This window comes from Kribbella sp. C-35 (assembly GCF_046549195.1).
GTDB lineage: Bacteria > Actinomycetota > Actinomycetes > Propionibacteriales > Kribbellaceae > Kribbella.
This window is the reverse complement of record NZ_JAJPWG010000002.1, coordinates 416,416-435,250: the sequence shown is the minus strand read 5'-3', so window position 1 is coordinate 435,250 and position 18,835 is coordinate 416,416. Positions and strand designations below refer to the sequence as shown.

Annotated in this window: 14 protein-coding genes and 1 riboswitch; of the genes, 8 read left to right on the top strand and 6 right to left on the bottom strand. The window is 68.7% G+C overall.

The window, feature by feature from the left end; translation table 11 throughout:
• Nucleotides 1–136 precede the first annotated feature (136 nt).
• From dapA to ACLJOO_RS14680, 3 genes are read left to right on the top strand one after another with little or no spacing between them, the layout of a single operon-like run.
• The gene (gene dapA, locus ACLJOO_RS14690; RefSeq protein ID WP_410787631.1) at nt 137–1,051 is read left to right on the top strand and encodes a 4-hydroxy-tetrahydrodipicolinate synthase; all 915 of its coding nucleotides are present in this window, start codon (nt 137–139) and stop codon (nt 1,049–1,051) included.
• Nucleotides 1,048–2,742 carry a ribonuclease J gene (locus ACLJOO_RS14685; protein ID WP_410787630.1) on the top strand — a complete coding sequence of 565 codons (1,695 nt, stop codon included), beginning with the start codon at nt 1,048–1,050 and terminating at the stop codon, nt 2,740–2,742. The genes dapA and ACLJOO_RS14685 overlap by 4 nt, the downstream gene beginning before the upstream one ends.
• 45 nt (nt 2,743–2,787) lie before the next feature.
• A complete protein-coding gene (locus ACLJOO_RS14680) occupies nt 2,788–3,819 on the top strand; it encodes a LacI family DNA-binding transcriptional regulator (RefSeq protein ID WP_410787629.1) in 1,032 nt (343 codons plus the stop codon).
• Here the strand turns inward: ACLJOO_RS14680 and ACLJOO_RS14675 are convergent.
• Together ACLJOO_RS14675 and ACLJOO_RS14670 are read right to left on the bottom strand one after the other, a co-directional pair.
• Nucleotides 3,793–4,875: a fatty acid desaturase family protein gene (locus ACLJOO_RS14675; protein ID WP_410787628.1), complete on the bottom strand. Its 1,083-nt coding sequence runs from the start codon at nt 4,873–4,875 to the stop codon at nt 3,793–3,795. The genes ACLJOO_RS14680 and ACLJOO_RS14675 overlap by 27 nt on opposite strands.
• Nucleotides 4,876–4,950: 75 nt before the next feature.
• The gene (locus tag ACLJOO_RS14670; RefSeq protein WP_410787627.1) at nt 4,951–6,030 is read right to left on the bottom strand and encodes a fatty acid desaturase family protein; all 1,080 of its coding nucleotides are present in this window, start codon (nt 6,028–6,030) and stop codon (nt 4,951–4,953) included.
• A 197-nt stretch (nt 6,031–6,227) separates the two neighbouring features.
• Between ACLJOO_RS14670 and ACLJOO_RS14665 the strand changes: the two genes are divergently transcribed.
• The gene (locus ACLJOO_RS14665; RefSeq protein ID WP_410787626.1) at nt 6,228–7,754 is read left to right on the top strand and encodes an alkaline phosphatase D family protein; all 1,527 of its coding nucleotides are present in this window, start codon (nt 6,228–6,230) and stop codon (nt 7,752–7,754) included.
• Between the two features lie 70 nt (nt 7,755–7,824).
• On the opposite strand, the gene ACLJOO_RS14660 is transcribed toward ACLJOO_RS14665, so the two are convergent.
• The 3 genes from ACLJOO_RS14660 to ACLJOO_RS14650 are packed head-to-tail and all read right to left on the bottom strand — an operon-like array spanning nt 7,825 to nt 11,096.
• Nucleotides 7,825–8,466 (bottom strand): maleylpyruvate isomerase family mycothiol-dependent enzyme, encoded by a 642-nt coding sequence (locus tag ACLJOO_RS14660; protein ID WP_410787624.1) that lies wholly within the window; start codon nt 8,464–8,466, stop codon nt 7,825–7,827.
• Nucleotides 8,466–9,215: a disulfide bond formation protein DsbA gene (locus ACLJOO_RS14655; RefSeq protein ID WP_410787623.1), complete on the bottom strand. Its 750-nt coding sequence runs from the start codon at nt 9,213–9,215 to the stop codon at nt 8,466–8,468. The genes ACLJOO_RS14660 and ACLJOO_RS14655 overlap by 1 nt, the downstream gene beginning before the upstream one ends.
• A gap of 48 nt (nt 9,216–9,263) precedes the next feature.
• Nucleotides 9,264–11,096 carry a LuxR C-terminal-related transcriptional regulator gene (locus ACLJOO_RS14650; RefSeq protein WP_410787622.1) on the bottom strand — a complete coding sequence of 611 codons (1,833 nt, stop codon included), beginning with the start codon at nt 11,094–11,096 and terminating at the stop codon, nt 9,264–9,266.
• A gap of 37 nt (nt 11,097–11,133) precedes the next feature.
• Between ACLJOO_RS14650 and ACLJOO_RS14645 the strand changes: the two genes are divergently transcribed.
• The gene (locus ACLJOO_RS14645) at nt 11,134–13,200 is read left to right on the top strand and encodes a prolyl oligopeptidase family serine peptidase (RefSeq protein WP_410787621.1); all 2,067 of its coding nucleotides are present in this window, start codon (nt 11,134–11,136) and stop codon (nt 13,198–13,200) included.
• A 10-nt stretch (nt 13,201–13,210) separates the two neighbouring features.
• On the opposite strand, the gene ACLJOO_RS14640 is transcribed toward ACLJOO_RS14645, so the two are convergent.
• Complete coding sequence (locus ACLJOO_RS14640) at nt 13,211–14,575, bottom strand: aminotransferase class V-fold PLP-dependent enzyme (protein WP_410787620.1); 1,365 nt, start codon at nt 14,573–14,575, stop codon at nt 13,211–13,213.
• A gap of 17 nt (nt 14,576–14,592) precedes the next feature.
• A riboswitch (SAM riboswitch) is annotated at nt 14,593–14,706 on the bottom strand.
• Nucleotides 14,707–14,813: 107 nt separating this feature from the next.
• Between ACLJOO_RS14640 and ACLJOO_RS14635 the strand changes: the two genes are divergently transcribed.
• The 3 genes from ACLJOO_RS14635 (at nt 14,814) to ACLJOO_RS14625 (ending at nt 18,832) form a co-directional block, all read left to right on the top strand.
• The gene (locus ACLJOO_RS14635; RefSeq protein WP_410787619.1) at nt 14,814–15,329 is read left to right on the top strand and encodes a DinB family protein; all 516 of its coding nucleotides are present in this window, start codon (nt 14,814–14,816) and stop codon (nt 15,327–15,329) included.
• Between the two features lie 31 nt (nt 15,330–15,360).
• The gene (locus ACLJOO_RS14630) at nt 15,361–16,143 is read left to right on the top strand and encodes a DUF4184 family protein (RefSeq protein WP_410787618.1); all 783 of its coding nucleotides are present in this window, start codon (nt 15,361–15,363) and stop codon (nt 16,141–16,143) included.
• A gap of 73 nt (nt 16,144–16,216) precedes the next feature.
• Nucleotides 16,217–18,832: a DNA translocase FtsK 4TM domain-containing protein gene (locus ACLJOO_RS14625; RefSeq protein ID WP_410787617.1), complete on the top strand. Its 2,616-nt coding sequence runs from the start codon at nt 16,217–16,219 to the stop codon at nt 18,830–18,832.
• The last annotated feature ends 3 nt before the right edge of the window (nt 18,833–18,835 follow it).

Genomic DNA, 18,835 nt, shown 5'->3' with positions numbered 1-18,835 from the left:
TTTTTGCCGGAAGCTGTAACGACTACCGGGCGGGCCCCGATAGGACGAGTGAGCCTGGTGGCTGCCCGGACCCCCGAGCGGACAGCCACCAGGCCTACCCATTTCTTCAGGGTTCGGGAGCGGTAATCTGAGGCCCATGTCCTCGCCAGCATCCACGCCCTCGTCAACACCGCCGTTCGGCCGGTTGACGACCGCGATGATCACCCCGTTCCGGCCTGACGGCTCCCTCGATCTGGACGCCGCCCAGAAGGTCGCGACGTACCTCGTCGACGGCGGTAACGACGCCCTGGTGCTGAACGGGACCACCGGCGAGGCGCCGACGACGTCCGACCAGGAGAAGGTCCGGATCATCCAGGCGGTCCGTGAGGCCGTCGGTGACCGCGCCAAGCTCGTCGCCGGCGTCGGGACGAACGACACCGCGCACACGATCGAGTGCGCCAAGCAGGCCGAGGCCGCCGGCGCGGACGGGCTGCTCGTCGTCACGCCGTACTACAACAAGCCCCCGCAGGACGGGCTGCGCGCGCACTTCACCGCGGTCGCGGACGCCACCGGCCTACCGAACATGCTCTACGACATCCCCGCCCGGGCCGGTGTCGCGATCAGGTCCGAGACCTTGATCACGCTCGCCGAGCACCCGCGGATCGTCGCGGTGAAGGACGCCAAGGGCGACATCGCCGGGACCACCAAGGTGCTGGCGAACACCGATCTGTTCTACTACTGCGGTGCCGACGAGCTGAATCTCGCCTCCTTGGCGATCGGCGCGGTCGGCATCGCGAGCGTGGTAGCCCACGTCGCGAGCCGGGAGTACCGGCAGTTGATCGACGCCGTGGTGGCCGGCGACCTCGCCACCGCACAGGAAATTGATCGACGGCTGGTGCCCGCCGTCGAGACGATCATGACCAGGACCCAGGGCGCCATCATGGTGAAGGCCGCGCTCAAGCTGGCCGGCGTCATCGAGCACGCGACACTTCGGTTGCCGCTGGTTGAGGCGACCGCCGAGCAAGTGGACTGGCTCACCACCGACCTCAAGACGGCAGGACTGATTGCATGAGCCATCCCCATCCAGATCTCTCCGCGCCCGGACCACTCGCTCCGGGCGCTTTGCGGGTCATCCCGCTCGGCGGCCTCGGTGAGGTCGGCCGGAACATGACGGTGTTCGAGTACGACGGCAAGCTGCTGATCGTGGACTGCGGCGTACTCTTCCCGGACGAGAACCAGCCTGGCGTGGACCTGATCCTGCCGGACTTCGAGCCGATCCGGGACCGTCTCGACGACGTCGTCGCGGTGGTTCTGACGCACGGCCACGAGGACCACATCGGCGGGTTGCCCTACCTGCTGCGTGAGCGGGGCGACATCCCGGTGGTGGGGTCGCAGCTCACGCTCGCGCTGCTCGAGGGCAAGCTGAAGGAGCACCGGCACCGCAACGTGCCGCAGCAGACCGTGGTCGAGGGCGAGAAGCTCCAGATCGGGCCGTTCGTCTGCGAGTTCGTCGCGGTCAACCACTCGATCCCGGACGCGCTTGCGGTCGCGATCAAGACGCCGGCCGGCGTGGTGCTGCACACCGGTGACTTCAAGATGGACCAGCTGCCGCTGGACAACCGGATCACCGACCTGCGCGCGTTCGCGCGGCTCGGCGAGGAGGGCGTCGACCTGTTCATGGTCGACTCCACCAACTCCGAGGTGCCCGGCTTCACCACCCACGAGCGCGACATCGCGCCCGTGCTGGACCGGGTGTTCACCAAGGCGAAGAACCAGCGCATCATCGTCGCCTGTTTCGCCTCGCACGTGCACCGCGTCCAGCAGGTCATGGACGCCGCGGTGAAGCACCACCGCAAGGTCGCGTACGTCGGCCGCTCGATGGTCCGCAACATGGGCGTGGCCCGGGACCTGGGCTTCCTGAACGTGCCCGGCGACACGCTGATCGACATGCGCGAACTGGAGAACTACCCGCCGGAGCAGGTGGTGCTGGTGTCGACCGGTTCGCAGGGCGAGCCGATGTCGGCGCTGTCCCGGATCGCCGCCAACGACCACAACGTCGTACACCTGCAGCCGGGCGACACCGTCGTACTGGCGTCCTCGCTGATCCCGGGCAACGAGAACTCGGTGTACCGGGTGATCAACGGCCTGATCCGGCACGGTGCGAACGTGATCCACAAGGGCAACGCGCTGGTGCACGTGTCCGGTCACGCGAGCGCGGGCGAATTGCTGTACTGCTACAACATCGTGAAGCCGCGCAACGTGATGCCGGTGCACGGCGAGGTCCGGCACCTGCACGCGAACGCGGACCTGGCGGTGCAGACCGGCGTACCGCGGGAGAACGTGGTCGTCGTCGAGGACGGCGTGGTGGTCGACCTGATCGACCGCAAGGCCGTCGTGGCCGGCAAGGTGGACTGCGGGTACGTGTTCGTGGACGGCTCGACCGTCGGCGACATCACCGAGACCTCGCTGAAGGATCGCCGGATCCTCGGTGACGAGGGCTTCATCTCGGTGATCGCGGTGATGGACTCGGTGACCGGCAAGCTGACCGCCGGCCCGGAGATCCACGCGCGCGGGTTCGCCGAGGACGACTCGGTCTTCGACGACCTGAAACCGAAGATCGAGGCGGAGATCGCGAAGGCGATGGGTACTGGTGTCGACGACATGTACCAGTTGCAGCAAGTGATCCGCCGGGTGGTCGGCAAGTGGGTCAGCGACACCCACCGCCGCCGCCCGATGATCATTCCGGTCGTGGTCGAAAGCTAGTCACCCGGTGTAACCTCTGCGCGACGACGAAAGGGTGGGCCGGCGATGAGTGTCAGCGGGGTGAACGGGACGGGCCAGCGCCGGCCCACGATGAAGGAGGTCGCCGCCCGGGCCGGGGTCGCGTTGAAGACCGTGTCCCGGGTGGTGAACGAGGAACCGAACGTCAGCCCGGAGTTGACCGCCAAGGTCCAGGCCGCGATCAAGGAGCTCAACTACACCCCGAACGAGTCCGCCCGGATGCTGCGCCGCGGCAAGACCGGAACGATCGCGGTGGTGATCCGCGACATCGGCGACCCGTTCTTCGCGTCGCTCGGGCGCGCGGTCGAGCTCTGGGCCCGCTCGTCGGGTTCGGTCGTGATGATCGGCCTGACCGACGAGGACCCGGAGCGGGAGCGGGAGGTCTGCCTGGAGTTCGTCGCCCGGCGCCCGGACGCGCTGATCATGGCGCCGATCGGGGAGACCCAGGAGTACCTCGCGCCGCATGTCGACGCCGGGATGGCGGTCGTCACGATCGACCGTCCCGCGCACGGGATCGAGGCCGACGCCGTACTCGCGGACAACGCCGGCGGCATCGACCAGGCGATCGACCACCTGGTCCGCCAGGGTCACCGCCGGATCGCCTATCTCGGTGACGACGAGCGGATCTTCACCGCCCGCGAGCGGGTGGTGGCCTACCGGGCGGCGATGGCCCGGCACGGGATCACCGTCGACGAGGACCTGGTGCACCTGTCGGAGCCGACCACCGAGGGCATCGGCATCACGCTCTCGGCCGTCCTCGACCGCTCCGAGCCGGCCACAGCGTTGCTGTCGGCGAACAACATGACCACCGCGGAGGTACTGCGTGGCCTCGCCGGCCGGCGGGACCAGGTAGCCCTGGTGTCCTTCGACGACCTGGCACTCGGCGACCTCCTCAGCCCCGGCCTGACCGCGGTCGCACAGTCCGCCGACGTGATGGCCCGCACGGCGATCCAACTGATGACCGAACGCCTCCCGGAGCCCCACCGCCCCGGCCGCACGGTCCGCGTCCCGGTAAAACTCACAATCCGCGGCTCAGGCGAGATCCCGCCGCCCAGCTGAGGGCCCGCCCGCAGAGCGCAGTTCGGCGGCTAGGGGGCAGTCGAAGGGGTCGCGGGCGCGGAGGCCGACGTTGTTGAGGTAGTCGACGACGACGCGGTACGACGCGAACAGGCCGACCTCGGCGTACGCGATGCCGTGGAGTTCGCAGTACTCGCGGACGATCGGCCGGACCCGCCGCAGCGTCGGTCGCGGCATGCTCGGGAACAGGTGGTGCTCGATCTGGTAGTTCAGGCCGCCCATCGCGAAGTCGGTGAGGACGCCGCCGCGGATGTTGCGCGACGTCAGCACCTGGCGGCGGAGGAAGTCGAGTTTCATCCCGGCCGGCACGATCGGCATCCCCTTGTGGTTCGGGGCGAACGCGGCGCCGAGGAAGACCCCGAACACGGCGAGCTGCAGACCGAGGAACGCGGTGGCCTTCCCGGGCGGCAGCAGGAAGTAGAGCGCGGCGACGTACACACTGATCCGCGACGCGACGACAGCGGCGTCGACGCGGTCCGCGCGGGTCGCGCCGCGGCGGAGGAGGTGCGTCAGGCTGGAGGCGTGCAGGCCGATGCCTTCGAGCGTGAGGAGCGGGAAGAACAGCCAGCCCTGGCGCGCGGCGAACCAGCGGCCCACCGGCCCGCGTTCGACGACAGCGTCAGGCGTGAAGGCGAGCACCTTGAGCTGTACGTCGGGGTCGCGGTCCGCCTGGTTCGGGGCGGCGTGATGTTTGTTGTGCTTGCTGCGCCACCAGCTGACGCTCATTCCGAGGACGCAGCCGGCGAGGATCCGCGCGGTCCAGTCGTTGCGGGCGTTCGAGTGGAAGATCTGCCGGTGGGCGCTGTCGTGGCTGAGGAACGCCACCTGCACCAGCACGAGCGCCAGGGCACCGGCGAGCCAGAGCTGGTGCCAGGAGTTGCCGAGCAGGATCATGCACGCGACGACCGCGAGCAGGGCACCGAGGACGATACTCATCCGGGTGACGTAGTAGCCCTGCCGCCGCCTCAGCAGACCGAGGTCGCGGACGGTCTGCAGGAGATCGGTGTAGAGGCTGACGTACTGCTGCTGGGCTGTCACGCCGGTCAGCCTAGTGACCTCATGCAACGTCGGGCGTGCGGACACGTGACTCGACGAGGTCGGGTTGGCAAAGTGCTATCGGCCGTACTGCGAGGCCAGCGGGCAGTCGAACGGGTCCCGGGCGCGCAGACCGACGTTGTTCAGGTACCCGACCACGATCTTGTACGACGTGAACAGGCTGACCTCGGTGTACTTCACTCCGTGCAGTTCGCAGTACTCGCGGACGATCGGCTGGACCTTGCGCAGCGTCGGGCTCGGCATGCTCGGGAACAGGTGGTGCTCGATCTGGTAGTTGAGGCTGCCCATCGCGAAGTCGGTGAACACGCCGCCGCGGATGTTGCGCGACATCAGCACCTGGCGGCGCAGGAAGTCGAGCTTCATCGTCTTCGGTACCAGCGGCATGCCTTTGTGGTTCGGGGCGAACGAACCGCCGAGGCAGACGCCGAAGACGGCGAGCTGCAGCCCGAGGAACGCTCCGGCCTTGCCGATCGGCAGCACGAGGAACAGCACGGTCAGATAGCCGGCGAGCCGGCTGACCACGATCGCGGCCTCGATGCGGTCGACCGTGCTCGCTCCCCGGCGGAACAGGTGCTGGATGCTCGAGACGTACAGGCTCAGGCCTTCCAGCGTCAGCAAGGGGAAGAAGAGCCAGCCTTGGCGGCGGGTCAGCCAGGCCTGGAAGCCCTTACGTCTGCCGACGTGCTCAGGCGTGAACGCGATGACCCCGATAGCGATGTCCGGGTCCTTCCCCAACTGGTTCGGCGCACCGTGGTGGCGGCTGTGCTTCGATTTCCACCACGCGGCGCTCATCCCGACGAGACCACCGGCCAGCAGGCGCGCGGTCCAGTCGTTCCACGCGGCCGAGTCGAAGACCTGGCGATGCGCGCTGTCGTGGCTGAGGAAGGCGACCTGCGTGAGTACCAGCGCGAGCGCGCCTGCCATCAGGAGCTGGAACCAGGAGTTGCCGAGCAGGCCGACGCCGACCCAGACGGCCGCGAAGGCCGTCAGCACCAAGCCGATCCGGGTGAAGTAGTACCCGCGACGCCGCCGGAGCAGTCCGAGTTCGCGGACGGTCCGGAGCAGGTCGGTGTAGAGGTTCGTGTACTTGTTCTGTGCCCGCAGGGGGTCGCGGTCTTCGGCGAGAAGCGATGACATGGGAGCGCCCCGTTCCAATAGTGCATCGGTTGATGCGCTACCAGGTCCGGGGCAGCGTCACGAGAAGGTGCTGAGGTCTTCAACGGAACCACGCCGGGTAGTCGCACGCAAGGCGCTGTCCGGGATGCGGAGGTGATTTGAGGCTCAGTTCGCCCGGCTTTCACCTGCCAGTCATCAGCGGGGAGCACCTTCGGGTCATGAAACTGAGTCGCCGCCAACTCCTTGCCGCGTCAACCGTCGCTGGTGCGTCCCTCGCCGTACCGGGCGTCGCCGCTGCGGGGCCGAACCTCATCCGTCGCGACCGGGCCGTGCTGCCGTCCGGCATCGCGAGCGCCGACGTGACGCCGAACTCGGCCGTCGTCTGGTCGCGCGCCGACCGGCCCGGCCGGCTGGTCGTCCAGCTGACCAGCCACGGCCGGTTCGACAAGGCGATCTGCCTGCGCGGCCCGAAGACGGACGCCGCGGACGACTTCACGGCGCGGCTCCCGTTGCGCGGTCTGCGGCCGGGGCAGCGGTACGACTACCGGCTCGGCTTCGAGGACGAGAACGGCCGGATCGGTCAGACGCTCGACGGCTCGTTCAGTACGCCGGGGCGCAACCAACCGGTGTCCTTCGTGTTCACCGGCGACACCGCGGGCCAGGGGTACGGCATCAACCCCGAGCTCGGCGGGATGATCGCCTACAAGGCCATGCACGACACCCGGCCGGACTTCTTCCTGCACTCCGGCGACAACATCTATGCGGACGGCCCGATCCAGGCCGAGCTGAAAGTTGCCGACGGCACCGTGTGGAAGAACGTGGTGACCGAGGAGGTGTCGAAGGTCGCCGAGACGCTGGCCGAGTACCGCGGCCGGTACAAGTACAACCTGCTCGACGAGAACGTGCGCTCGCTGTACGCCGACGTACCGCTGGTCGCGCAGTGGGACGACCACGAGACGCTGAACAACTGGTACCCGGGCGAGATCATCACCGACGCCCGGTACACCGAGAAGCGGGTCGACGTCCTCGCGGCGCGGGCGAAGAAGGCGTTCCTCGAGTACCTGCCGATGGAGCACGTCGGCGGGCGGGACCGGATCTACCGCAAGGTGAGCTACGGTCCGCAGCTGGACGTGTTCTGCCTGGACATGCGCACGTTCCGCGGCGCGAACCCGGTGCCGTCGACGGTCGGGCCGGTGGCGATGCTCGGCGCCGAGCAGGCCGCCTGGCTGGTCCGTGAGGTCGCGGCGTCGCGGGCAACCTGGAAGGTGATCGCCAGCGACATGCCGCTCGGCCTGCTCGTCCCGGACGGCGACCTGATCGAGGCGGTCGCGAACGGTCTGCCGGGGGCGCCCGGTGGTCGTGAGCACGAGATCGCCTGGGTGCTCAGCCAGTTCAAGAAGCGCAAGGTCCGCAACGCGATCTGGCTGACCGCCGACGTGCACTACTGTGCCGCGCACCACTACGACCCGGCGCGTGCTGCGTTCACCGACTTCGATCCGTTCTGGGAGATCGTCGCGGGGCCGATCAACGCCGGGACGTTCGGGCCGAACGCGCTGGACAACACGTTCGGCCCGGAGGTCGTGTTCTCGAAGGCGGCCGACTTCCCGAGCCAGTCACCCGCTGCCGGCAACCAGTTCTTCGGGCACACCCGGATCGACCCGCGGACCGGCGTGTTCACGGTCTCGCTGCGGAACCTGTTCGGCGCGGTGCTCTGGAGCAAGGACATCACCCCGGCCCATCCGTGAGGGCCAGTCGTGCTCACCGGGCTCCGGCGCCTGTGCGGGATGCCGCCCGCCGGACCCGGTGAGTACGACGTCATACCCGCTGTAGGACTTCCGCGCCGGGGCCGACGAGCTGTGGCAGTACGACGCGACGGCCGGTGAGTAGCAGGAGCAACGACAGCACGGGACCGCGGAGCTCCGGCCCGTCGCCGACAGCCCAGTCGATGTCGTCTGCGACCAGTCTCAGACCGTCGTACGGCACTGGTTTGAAGACCTTGGACAGTCGCGTGCCCCGGCACTCCCAGACACGCGAGGCCGCCGTCGCCGCTATCTCCGGCGGTACGGCGAGCGACCGGCCGATCGGGATCGCGATGTCCTGTCCGTGGACGACGATGTCGATCAGCGTCTCTCGCGGGGTGACGCCGAGGTTGTGCCGCCGGGAGCCGATCATGCCGCGGATCTCGGCGATGAGCTGTTCGGTCGGCAGGGCCGCCTGGTCGCGGGCGGAGGTCTGGATCATCCAGTTGAGGCTGTGGATTCCCGGATGCTTGATCGCGAGGCGGAGGACGTTGCCGATCGTCATCTGCTGGAGGGTGAGGTGGCCGGCGACGTCGCGCACAGTCCAGCCGTCGCACAGCGAGCGGTGCGACCAATCGGCCGGCGCCAGCGTTGCCAGCAGGTCGGCGGTGCGCAGGCGCTGAGCATCGATCGCGGCCCACAGGTCATCGTCGTTCATCACGGTGCCTTCCCCTCGATCGGACGGTAGCTCACATCGGGCGGTGTGGTTCGCGTGCGCTTCAGTTCGTAGAAGTCAGGACACCCCGCGAGCAGCCGTACGCCGTCGAACAGGCGCAGCGCGTCGTCGCCACGGGGGACCGCGTTCAGGACCGGTCCGAAGTAGGCGGTCCCGTCGATGTGGACAACCGGCGTACCGCCGTCGATCCCGACCGCACGAGTTCCTTCGTCGTGGCTGCGGCGCAGTGCCTCGTCGTACTCCGTGGTGCCGGCCGTGTCCGCGAGCTTCGCGGGCAGTCCGGCCTCGGTGAGGGCTGCTGCTGAGGCGTCGCGGTACTCCGTCGGCGTCGGGTAGCGCCAGTGGTCGAAGATCAGGTTGCCGAAGGCACTGTGCCAGGTCTGGAAGGCTGTGGGGCCGTGGTGTACGACGATTGCGGTCGCCACCCGGGACGGGCCTGTCGACGCGTCGAGTTGCCGGCTGTAGGTGTCGTCGCGGCCTTCGTTGAGCATGAGCAGGCTCATCACGTGGTAGCGGAGATCGAGGTCGCGGTGCTGGGCGACCTCGCGCAGCCAGCAGGCCACCACCCACGTGTACGGGCAGACGGGGTCGACATACAGGTGCACGCCTGGTGCTGTGCTTGCTGCCTCGGTGCGGTGGTCTGGGACGGTGCCCAGGCGCTCAGTGAAGTAGGTCCTGGTGACCTGGTCCCACAGGTCGAGGTCGGCGCCGGTCTGGTCGTGTCGCGTCATGGTCCTCAGCGTCCGCCGCGCGAGGGCGCGGCGCATCGTCCGAATTGCTCATCCCTTACTCACCCAGGCGGCCACCTGGGTGCGATTGGCGAAGCCCAGCTTGGTCAGGATGTGCTGGACGTGGTTCTGCGCGGTTCGTTCGGAGATGACCAGTGCAGCGGCGATCTCGCGGTTGCTGAGGCCCTTGGCGACCAGATCGGCGACTTCTCGCTCGCGCTGACTCAACGGGTCTGTCGGCGTCAATCTGCGGATCCAGGGCGTCATTCCTAGCGTTTTGGCCAGCGGCAGCGTCTCGGCGGCCAGGGCACGGGCCTGCGCTGAATCACCGGACCGCTCGTACACCTCGGCCAGCAGACAGGCGGCCTCGACCGCGAAGCCGGGCGCACCGATCGACCGGCTGAGCGCACCGGCCATCTGGAGGTCTGCAGCGGCCGCATCCCAGTCGCTCAGCGCGGCAGCGCATGCACCGAGCACCAGTTCGACCGGACCGAGGAAGTTGGTCGCGCCGGCGCCGCCGACGACGTACCGGCCGCGGCGGGCTTCCAACCGGGCACGGAGGAGCCGTACGTCGTCTGTGCGGCCGAGTGCGGCCGCTACTCGTGCTGCGATGGCGTCCATCAGTAGCTCGGCGGCCCGCATCGGTTGCCAGGACTCCGGGCGTCCGCAGCGTTCGTAGGCGGCAGCTGCTTCGTCGAACCGACCTGCATCCACGAGGACGAACGCACGAGCCAGGCGGGCGGACAGGTCCCAACGGACATCCGTCCCGAACTGCCAGACCGCGGGGCTCAGCAGGGCCTCGGTGTGACCGCGGTGATGGCCGAGCACCATCTGGAACGCGACCTGAGCACCATGCGCCGCGGGGTGGTCGATCTCCCGGAAGCCAGAGAGTGCGTCGTCGTGCAGGGACTCGGCGTCCTCGAACTCGGCCCTGGCCAGTGCAAGCGAGGCCCGCGTGAGCAGCACGTGCCAGCGGCCGTGCGGACCGCTGACACGACCAGCACAGCTCGCGAGTCGCCCTGTCTCGGCTGCGATCGCTGCCAGGTCGCCGGCGTACCACAGCGCGTCCACCTGCCACAGGCGTCCGCGTAGCTCGATCTCGGCGCGTCCAGTCGACGTACCGAGCTCAATCATGCGGCGGGCTGCGGTGGTCAGTTCGTCGACGTCGTCCGGTCCGCTGGTGGCGAGTTGGCGTGCAGTGAGTGCCTCGACGAGCAGGTCGTCGCCTTGAATGCTCTCGGCTTGGCAGAGCGCTTCGCTGCTCGCAGCCGAGGCCTCTGACCAGCGGCCGAGGTAGATGGCTGCCTGTGCCTGCCGGGCAAGCAGATGGACCTGGGTCCTTGCTGAGTGGCTGGGGGCGGCCAGCGCTTCGGTGCACCACTGGTGGATGTCGCCGTCCCACGCGGACTGGCCGATCGGCTCCAACGTCACTGCTGCGTCTGCGAGCAGATCGAGGTCCTGCAAGGTGCGTGCGGTCGCGACCGCCGCCTGGGCGGCCACGTGTGCTGCCGGGAGGTCCCCGGCGCGGACGGCTGCCTTTGCGAGGTTGAGTTGCAGCCGCGCTCGTTCTCGGGGATCCGGTGTCACTGCGACGGCTGCGGAGTAGTGCCGCTGGACCTCGGCCGGTGCGTCGACGGCCTCGGCTGTACGGCGGTGCAGGTCGGCGCGGTCGGTCAGGGGCAGCCGTCCCTCGGCGTCCCGGCGTACGGACTCGTCGGCAAACCAGGCCTCGCCCGCCGTGACGACCAAAGCGCCAGCACGGACCAGCGCGTCCAGGGCGTCCAGAAAGTCGTTGGGCGGTAGGCCAACGACCTGCTGCAGTACGTCGAGGCGCACCCGCTCACCGGCCACCGCAGCGGCACCCAGGAGCAGGTCGTTATTCACGCTCGCAGTGTGACCGTCACCAGCTAGGTTTGTCAGCATGACCTATCCGGAGAGCCGTCGCGACGAGGTGGTCGAGACGTTGCACGGGCACCAGATCGCCGATCCGTACCGCTGGCTGGAGGACCCTGACTCGGCCGACACCCAGGACTGGGTCAGCCGGCAGAACGAGTACACGCAGGCCGAGCTGGCCGGCTACTCCGAGCGTGGCTGGTTCCAGACCACCATGGCCGCGATCCTCGCGCGCCCACGCGCCGGCGTACCGGTCAAGAAGGCGGGCTGGTACTTCGTCGGCCGCAACGACGGCACGCAGGCACAGGACGTGATCTACGTTGCCGATTCGCTCGACGAGCTGCTGTCCCGCGGCCGCGTGCTGATCGACCCGAACACCCTCTCCGAGGACGGCACCGACTCGCTCGGGTCGTTCACCGTCAGCCCTGACGGGAAGTACTTCGCGTACGGCATCAACGAGAGCGGCAGCGACTGGACGACGTTCCGGCTGCTCGACATCGCCACTGGTACGCCGGTCGACGATGTGGTGTCGGAGGCCAAGTTCAGCGAGGCGACGTGGCTTCCGGACAGTTCGGCGTACCTCTATCTGCACTACCCGGCGAGTGGGCGCAGCGAGGGGACCGAGACGGCGTCGCTGGGTGGTGGGCGGCTGATGCTGCACCGGGTCGGCACGTCCCAGTCCGAGGACGAGCTGGTGCTGAGTTTCCCGGGCCATGACCAGTACTTCGTCACGCCCGAGGTATCCGACGACGACCGGTACCTGGTTGTCCACATCTTCGAAGGCACGGACCCGGCCACCCGGCTCTGGGTGTACCCGGTCAGCTCGGACGGGCTGGGCGAGCCGGTGAAGGTCGTCGACGAGTTCGTGGACGAGATCGCGTTCGTACGGATGTCTGGCGACCAGCTGGTACTGCGGACCGACCGGGACGCGTCGCGCGGCCGTGTGGTGCTCTCGACGCTGGAGGGCGAGTTCACCGACCTCATCCCGGAGGGGGAATCGACGCTGCAGGCAGTCCGCGGTACTGCGGACGGCCTGGCCACGCTGACGCTCGTGGACGCGCAGCCGGTGCTGACGCTCTACGCGTTGGACGGGTCCGGCCAGCGTGTTGTCGACGTACCTGGCGGGGGAGTGGTCGGCCTCAACGCTGGAGCGGAGTACGACGAGCTGTTCATCGGGCTGTCGACGACAACCGACCCCACGCTGTCGTACGCCGTTTCGACCGGGTCAGGCGACGTACGCGCACTGCCTCAGCTGGTCCGCGGCGCTGACAGTTCTGCTGGGTTCGCACCGCCGCAGGTCACCGTCACACGCCGGATCGCTCCTGGCCGCGACGTGCCGTACTTCCTGATCACCCGATCCGACCTGGACTTCGATGCGCCGCGTCCGACCCTCATGTGGGGGTACGGCGGGTTCCGCATCCCAGTCGAGGCCGACTACCGCCCCGGCTGGCCGGCTTGGCTTGCTGCAGGCGGCGTACTCGTCATCACGAACCTGCGTGGCGGCGGTGAGTACGGGTCCGAGTGGCACGACGCGGGACGGCTCAAGAACAAGCAGAACGTGTTCGACGACTTCATCGCGGTCGCTGAACACCTGCGGGACACCGGCGTGACCACTCCGGAGCAGCTGGCAGTCCACGGCCGCAGCAACGGCGGACTGCTCGTCGGCGCGGTCATGACGCAGCGGCCGGACCTGTTCGCCGTCGCCCTGCCCGGTGTGGGTGTCCTGGACATGCTGAGGTTCCACCTGTTCACCGTGGGAGCGGCGTGGGCGTCCGACTTCGGTCTGCCCGACGATCCGGAGCAGTTCGAGGACCTGTTGGCGTACTCGCCACTGCATCGCGTCAGCGACGGTACGGCGTACCCGGCGACTCTCGTGACCACAGGTGACCACGACGACCGGGTGGTTCCGTTGCACAGCCACAAGTTCATCGCGGCGCTGCAGCATGCCCAGTCCGGTCCGCGGCCTGTGTTGACTCGGGTCGAGGTCAACACCGGCCATGGCTTCGGAAAGCCCGCCGCGATGATCGCGGCGGAGTGGGCGGACCTACTGGCGTTCGCTGCTCACCATGTAGGTCTCGTACCTCCTGAGCAGTAGGAGGGCTGCTTCACCAGATGCGGGGCGCTTGGAGATCGCGGGGATCGTCGGCCGGCTGACAGCCGTTCGCGCTCTCCGTGTACTCCGTGCGCGGGCCGCTGGTGGCCAGCGTGCGTACGGCGTCGACGAGCCGGTCCACGTGCTCACGGGTCGTCCCGAGGCCGAGGCTGGCGCGGACCGCCGTACCGTGCTCGGGGGAGTTCGCCAGCAGGTGACCGACCAGCGGGTGCGCGCAGAACTTGCCGTCCCGGACACCGATGCCGTACTCCGCGCTCAGCGCTGCCGACACCAGCGTCGACGTCAGACCGGCGACCGTGAAACAGACGGTGCCGACACGGTCCGCGTCCTCACCGAAGATCGAGTACGTCGTGACGCCTGGGATCTGGGTGAGGCCGGTGCGCAGACGGGCCAGCAGGCTGCGCTCGTGCTGCTCGATCGCGTCCCGGTGCTTGCTGATCGCGGCACAGGCGCTCGCCAGCGCAATGGCCCCGATGACGTTCGGGGAGCCGCCCTCGTGGCGGGCCGGACCGGTCGTCCACACCACGGTGTCGCTGGTGACGGCATGGGTCGCGCCGCCGCCGTGCAGGTACGGGTCGGCGGCGTCGAGCCAGTCGGAGCGGCCGATCAGCGCACCCGCGCCGTACGGCGCGTAGAGCTTGTGACCGGACAAGGCGACCCAGTCGACGTCCAGGGTGGCGATGTCGACCGGGCGGTGCGGGGCGAGCTGCGCGGCGTCCAGGCAAACGCGCGCGCCGTGCGCCTTGGCCACCTTGGCGATGTCGGCGATCGGGAAGATCTCGCCGGTGACATTGGACGCACCGGTGATGACGACGAGCCGCGGGCCCTCGGGCGCCTGACGGAGTGCGTCGGCGACACGGGTCACGGCCTCGGCCGCGCTCGACGGCGCATTGAGCCGCACGGTCCGGTCGCCGGGCCAGGGGAGGAGGGCAGCGTGGTGCTCGGACTCGAACACGATCACGGTCGCGTCCGCCGGCACCGCACGGGCCAGCAGGTTCAGGGCGTCGGTGGTCTGCCGGGTGAAGATCACCTGGTCGTCCGCACGCGCCCCGACGAAGGCGTGCACCTCGGCGCGCGCCCGCTCGTACCACTGGGTGGTGATCCGCGAGGCGTACCCGTTGCCGCGGTGCACCGACGCGTACGACGGCAGCGCGGCCTCGACACTGGCCCGGACGGACTCCAGACACGGCGCACTCGCACCGTGGTCGAAGTTCGCGTAGTCGGTGACCCGGCCGTCGGCGAGCGGGACCAGGAGGTCCGACCCGACCGTGGCGGGGATGCTGCCGGTCGCGAGCCGGGCGATCGCCGGCCGCGGAGTCGTCGTACTGGCCGGCTCGAGAATGGACAGGATCGACATGATGCTGCTCCCAGGGAAGTCCGCACTTGCCGAACGGGGTATCCGCACGGCCTGGTCTTCACCCGGGGCACCCCACCGCGGAGGAGGGTTGCCGGCCAGCTAGCCGGGGCTTGTCGCTGACACTCATGACCTGCCGAGAACGGTAACGAACGGGCTACGGGCACCGCCAGTGGCTATCTCATGTGATGAGATGACTGCACACATCGTGGGACAGTATCGAACAGGGTGAGGAAGTCGAGTGACCTGGAGAGCACCTGCCGTCGAACGACCGGACGGCTCGCTGACCGCACCTGAGGCGGAACTGCTGCACGGCTATCTGCAGTTCTACCGCACCACGCTGCTCTTCAAGTGCGCAGGGCTGACCGCTGAGCAGCTGGCGGAACGGCCGTCGCCGCCGTCCAACCTGTCGCTGCTCGGCCTGATCCGGCATCTCACCAAGGTCGAACGGATCTGGTTCCGCATCCACTTCGCCGACGAGCCCGCAGAGCCGCTGTTCGCGCCGGAGCTAGGCAAGGACGCGGACTTCGAGTTGATCGACCCTGCTGACGCGCAGGCGGCGTACGACGGTCTGATCGCCGAGTGGAAGCTGTCTGACGACGTTGCCGCCGGTCACTCGCTGGACGAGCGCTTCACGTTCAAGGGCACCGAGTCGACGCTGCGGATGATCTACATCCACCTCATCGGCGAATACGGCCGCCACTGCGGCCACGCCGACCTCTTGCGGGAGCAACTCGACGGCACCACAGGCGCGTAACGACGACCTTCAGGGCTTCTAAGGTGCGGGGGTGCCGTTCACCCTCGCCCACCCTGCGGCTGTGCTCCCGCTAGTCCGCCGGCCCTTCGTGGCGTCAGCCCTGGTGGCCGGTGCGGTAGCGCCTGACCTGCTGTACGTCGACCCGATCTACCGGATCGCGACCCAGCGGATCAACGGCAACTTCACGCTGACGCTCACCCACCAGTTCACTTCGGCGTTCTGGCTGGACCCGTTGCTGGCGCTCGTGCTCCTCGCAGTCTTCAACTTGGTCCTGAGGCGACCCCTGACGGCTCTCGCGCCACCTGCGCTTGCCGCGCGCCTACCTGCACCGGACCGACTCAGTGCCACCTTCCTGCTGTGGACAGTCGTCTCGGCCGTCGTGGGCGCGCTGACCCATGTGCTCTGGGACTCCTTCACTCACTGGGACGGGTACTTCGTCCGCCAGTTTCCAGGCTTCTTTCGGGCACAGGTCACGGGAGCGTGGGAGGTGAACCGCATCCTCCAGTACGTCAGTACAGTCGGCGGCTGCCTCGTCCTCGCGATCTGGCTCTACCGCTGGTACCGCCGTACGGCGCCAGCGGCAGTCACAGCTGGTGTGCCCGCTTGGGTGAGATACCTCGTGCTCGGCGCCCTGGTGCTCTTCGGGGTTGTCGGTGCGGTCGTAGAACTCGGCCGGGTGGACGGTGAGTTCGCCGGGGAGACCGCCGTACGACTGGTGCTGTCCGGCCTCGTCTCCGGCGGCCTGGCCGCGCTCGCGTGGTACGTCGTGTTGTGGCACCTGGGGCGGCTGCGACGGCGAACACACGTTTCGTGACGCCACGGATGGGGCAGCGTGATCGGCGTGTGACACGTGGGACTCAAGGGGTAATCGGGGTAGCCTGATCAATATGGCGACCCGCACGTCTTCCCCGGCGCGGGCGCAGAAGTCGGCAGCTAAACGGCCGAGCACGGCCCGTTCGGCTGCCGGTGGACGCTCCCGTCCGTCAGGCGCCCAGAAGCGAGGGCAAAGCTCGAAGCGCGGTGGATCCACCGCCGCGCGGACCAGCACGCCCAAAAACAGCGGACCGGGCCCGTTCGCGGCCGCCATGCTCGCGCTCTGCCGCGGGGTGGTGAAGGTCTGGATCGGTATCGCGCACCTGCTCGGCAGCATGGTGCGGGGGATCGGCCACAGTGCCCGTGAGCTCGAGCCGGAGCATCGCCGTGACGGCGCCGGCCTGTTCCTGATCGGCCTGGCGGTCGTCGTGGCCGCCGCGATCTGGTGGGACCTCCCGGGCTCGGTCGGCGACGGCGTACGGACCGTGGTCGGCGGCAGCATCGGCATGCTCGGCTGGGCCCTGCCGCTGATGCTGGTGGTCATCGCGATCCGCACACTGCGTCACCCCGACCGCAACGGCCCTGCCGGCCGTCAGGTCATCGGGTGGACCGCGGTGTGCCTCGGCGTACTGGGCCTGATCCACATCGCCAACGGCCTCCCGCGGCCGAGCAACCCGGCCGACGGACCGCTGCGTGACGCCGGCGGCGCGATCGGGTACTTCGTCTCGTCGTTCCTCTCGGACCTGCTCACGCAGTACGTCGCCGCGCCGCTGCTCGTGCTCCTGTCGATCTTCGGCGCCCTGGTGATCACCGGTACGCCGGTCTACGCGATCCCACTGAGGTTCCGGGCGGCGTTCGACGTACTGATGGGACGGACCGAGCTGCCCGAGGACGCTCCGTCCGTGATCGCGGCTCCGACCGACGACACGGTCCGGCTGACCCGCAAGCAGCGACGCGCCAAGGCCGAGCTCGAGGAGGACGGCGAGCCGACGATCAAGCCGTACGACTCACCCGTACTCGAGGAGACCCCGAAGCGCGGCCGCAAGGCGAAGGCCCAGCCGGTCGTCGAGGAGGCGTACGACGTCTCTGATGACGCACCCTCCGCGGCCGCGGTCGAGCCTGCCTTCGAGGCGCCCGCCCCGAGCAAGCCGCCGGCACCGGCCCCCGAGCCGCCGCCGCACACGCCGCTGCCGCAGCGGGTCGAGCAGCTCAGCCTGTCCGGCGACATCACGTACACCCTGCCCGACGGGCAGATGCTCAAGCCCGGCTCGGTGCACAAGGCCCGGACCAAGGCGTCCGACGCGGTGGTCGACCGGCTGACCGAGGTGTTCGAGCAGTTCGGCATCGACGCCCAGATCACCGGCTACACCCGCGGCCCGACAGTCACCCGGTACGAGGTCGAGCTCGGCTCCGCGGTGAAGGTCGAGAAGGTCACCGCGCTGTCCAAGAACATCGCGTACGCCGTCGCGTCGGCCGACGTCCGGATCCTGTCGCCGATCCCGGGCAAGTCCGCGATCGGTATCGAGATCCCGAACACCGACAAGGAGATCGTCAGCCTCGGCGACGTCATTCGGAGCGCAACGGCCCGCAACGACCATCACCCGATGGTGGCCGGCCTCGGCAAGGACGTCGAGGGCGGGTTCGTGGTCGCGAACATGGCGAAGATGCCGCACCTGCTGGTCGCGGGCGCGACCGGTTCGGGTAAGTCGGTGTTCGTCAACTCGCTGATCACTTCGGTCCTGATGCGGGCCACGCCGGACGAGGTGCGGATGATCCTGGTCGACCCCAAGCGGGTCGAGCTGAACCACTACGAGGGCATCCCGCACCTGATCACGCCGATCATCACCAACGCCAAGAAGGCCGCCGAGGCGCTGCAGTGGGTCGTCCGCGAGATGGACATGCGGTACGACGACCTCGCGGCGTTCGGGTTCCGGCACGTCGACGACTTCAACAAGGCGGTCCGTGGCGGGAAGGTGAAGCCGCTACCGGGATCCGAGCGCGTGCTGACGCCGTACCCGTATCTGCTGGTGATCGTCGACGAGCTCGCCGATCTGATGATGGTCGCCCCGCGCGACGTCGAGGACTCGATCGTCCGCATCACCCAGCTGGCCCGGGCCGCCGGTATCCACCTGGTGCTCGCCACCCAGCGGCCGTCGGTGGACGTCGTCACCGGTCTGATCAAGGCGAACGTGCCGTCGCGGCTCGCGTTCGCGACCTCGTCGCTGGCTGACAGCCGGGTCATCCTCGACCAGCCCGGTGCGGAGAAGCTGGTCGGTCAGGGTGACGGTCTGTTCCTGCCGATGGGCGCGAGCAAGCCGATGCGTATCCAGGGTGCGTGGGTGACGGAGTCCGAGATCCACGGCGTCGTCGAACACTGCAAGACGCAACTGGAGCCGACGTACCGCGAGGACGTCACCGCGGCACCGGGGCCGAGCAAGGACCTCGACGACGAGATCGGCGACGACCTGGACCTGGTGGTGCAGGCGGCGGAACTGATTGTTTCCACCCAGTTCGGCTCGACGTCGATGCTGCAGCGTAAGCTCCGCGTCGGCTTCGCCAAGGCCGGCCGGCTGATGGACATCCTGGAGAGCCGCGGCGTCGTCGGTCCCAGCGAGGGTTCGAAGGCCCGGGACGTCCTGGTCAAGCCCGACGACCTAGAGGACTTCATCACCACCCTCCGAGGAGAGTGAGAC

Excerpts from the sequence above, each read along its gene's own strand:
- ACLJOO_RS14665 (WP_410787626.1), top strand. The coding sequence starts at position 6,228 with ATGAAACTGAGTCGCCGCCAACTCCTTGCCGCGTCAACCGTCGCTGGT.
- ACLJOO_RS14625 (WP_410787617.1), top strand. The coding sequence starts at position 16,217 with ATGGCGACCCGCACGTCTTCCCCGGCGCGGGCGCAGAAGTCGGCAGCT.
- ACLJOO_RS14645 (WP_410787621.1), top strand. The coding sequence starts at position 11,134 with ATGACCTATCCGGAGAGCCGTCGCGACGAGGTGGTCGAGACGTTGCAC.
- ACLJOO_RS14660 (WP_410787624.1), bottom strand. The coding sequence starts at position 8,466 with ATGAACGACGATGACCTGTGGGCCGCGATCGATGCTCAGCGCCTGCGC.
- dapA (WP_410787631.1), top strand. The coding sequence starts at position 137 with ATGTCCTCGCCAGCATCCACGCCCTCGTCAACACCGCCGTTCGGCCGG.
- ACLJOO_RS14640 (WP_410787620.1), bottom strand. The coding sequence starts at position 14,575 with ATGTCGATCCTGTCCATTCTCGAGCCGGCCAGTACGACGACTCCGCGG.
- ACLJOO_RS14680 (WP_410787629.1), top strand. The coding sequence starts at position 2,788 with ATGAGTGTCAGCGGGGTGAACGGGACGGGCCAGCGCCGGCCCACGATG.
- ACLJOO_RS14670 (WP_410787627.1), bottom strand. The coding sequence starts at position 6,030 with ATGTCATCGCTTCTCGCCGAAGACCGCGACCCCCTGCGGGCACAGAAC.
- ACLJOO_RS14685 (WP_410787630.1), top strand. The coding sequence starts at position 1,048 with ATGAGCCATCCCCATCCAGATCTCTCCGCGCCCGGACCACTCGCTCCG.
- ACLJOO_RS14655 (WP_410787623.1), bottom strand. The coding sequence starts at position 9,215 with ATGACGCGACACGACCAGACCGGCGCCGACCTCGACCTGTGGGACCAG.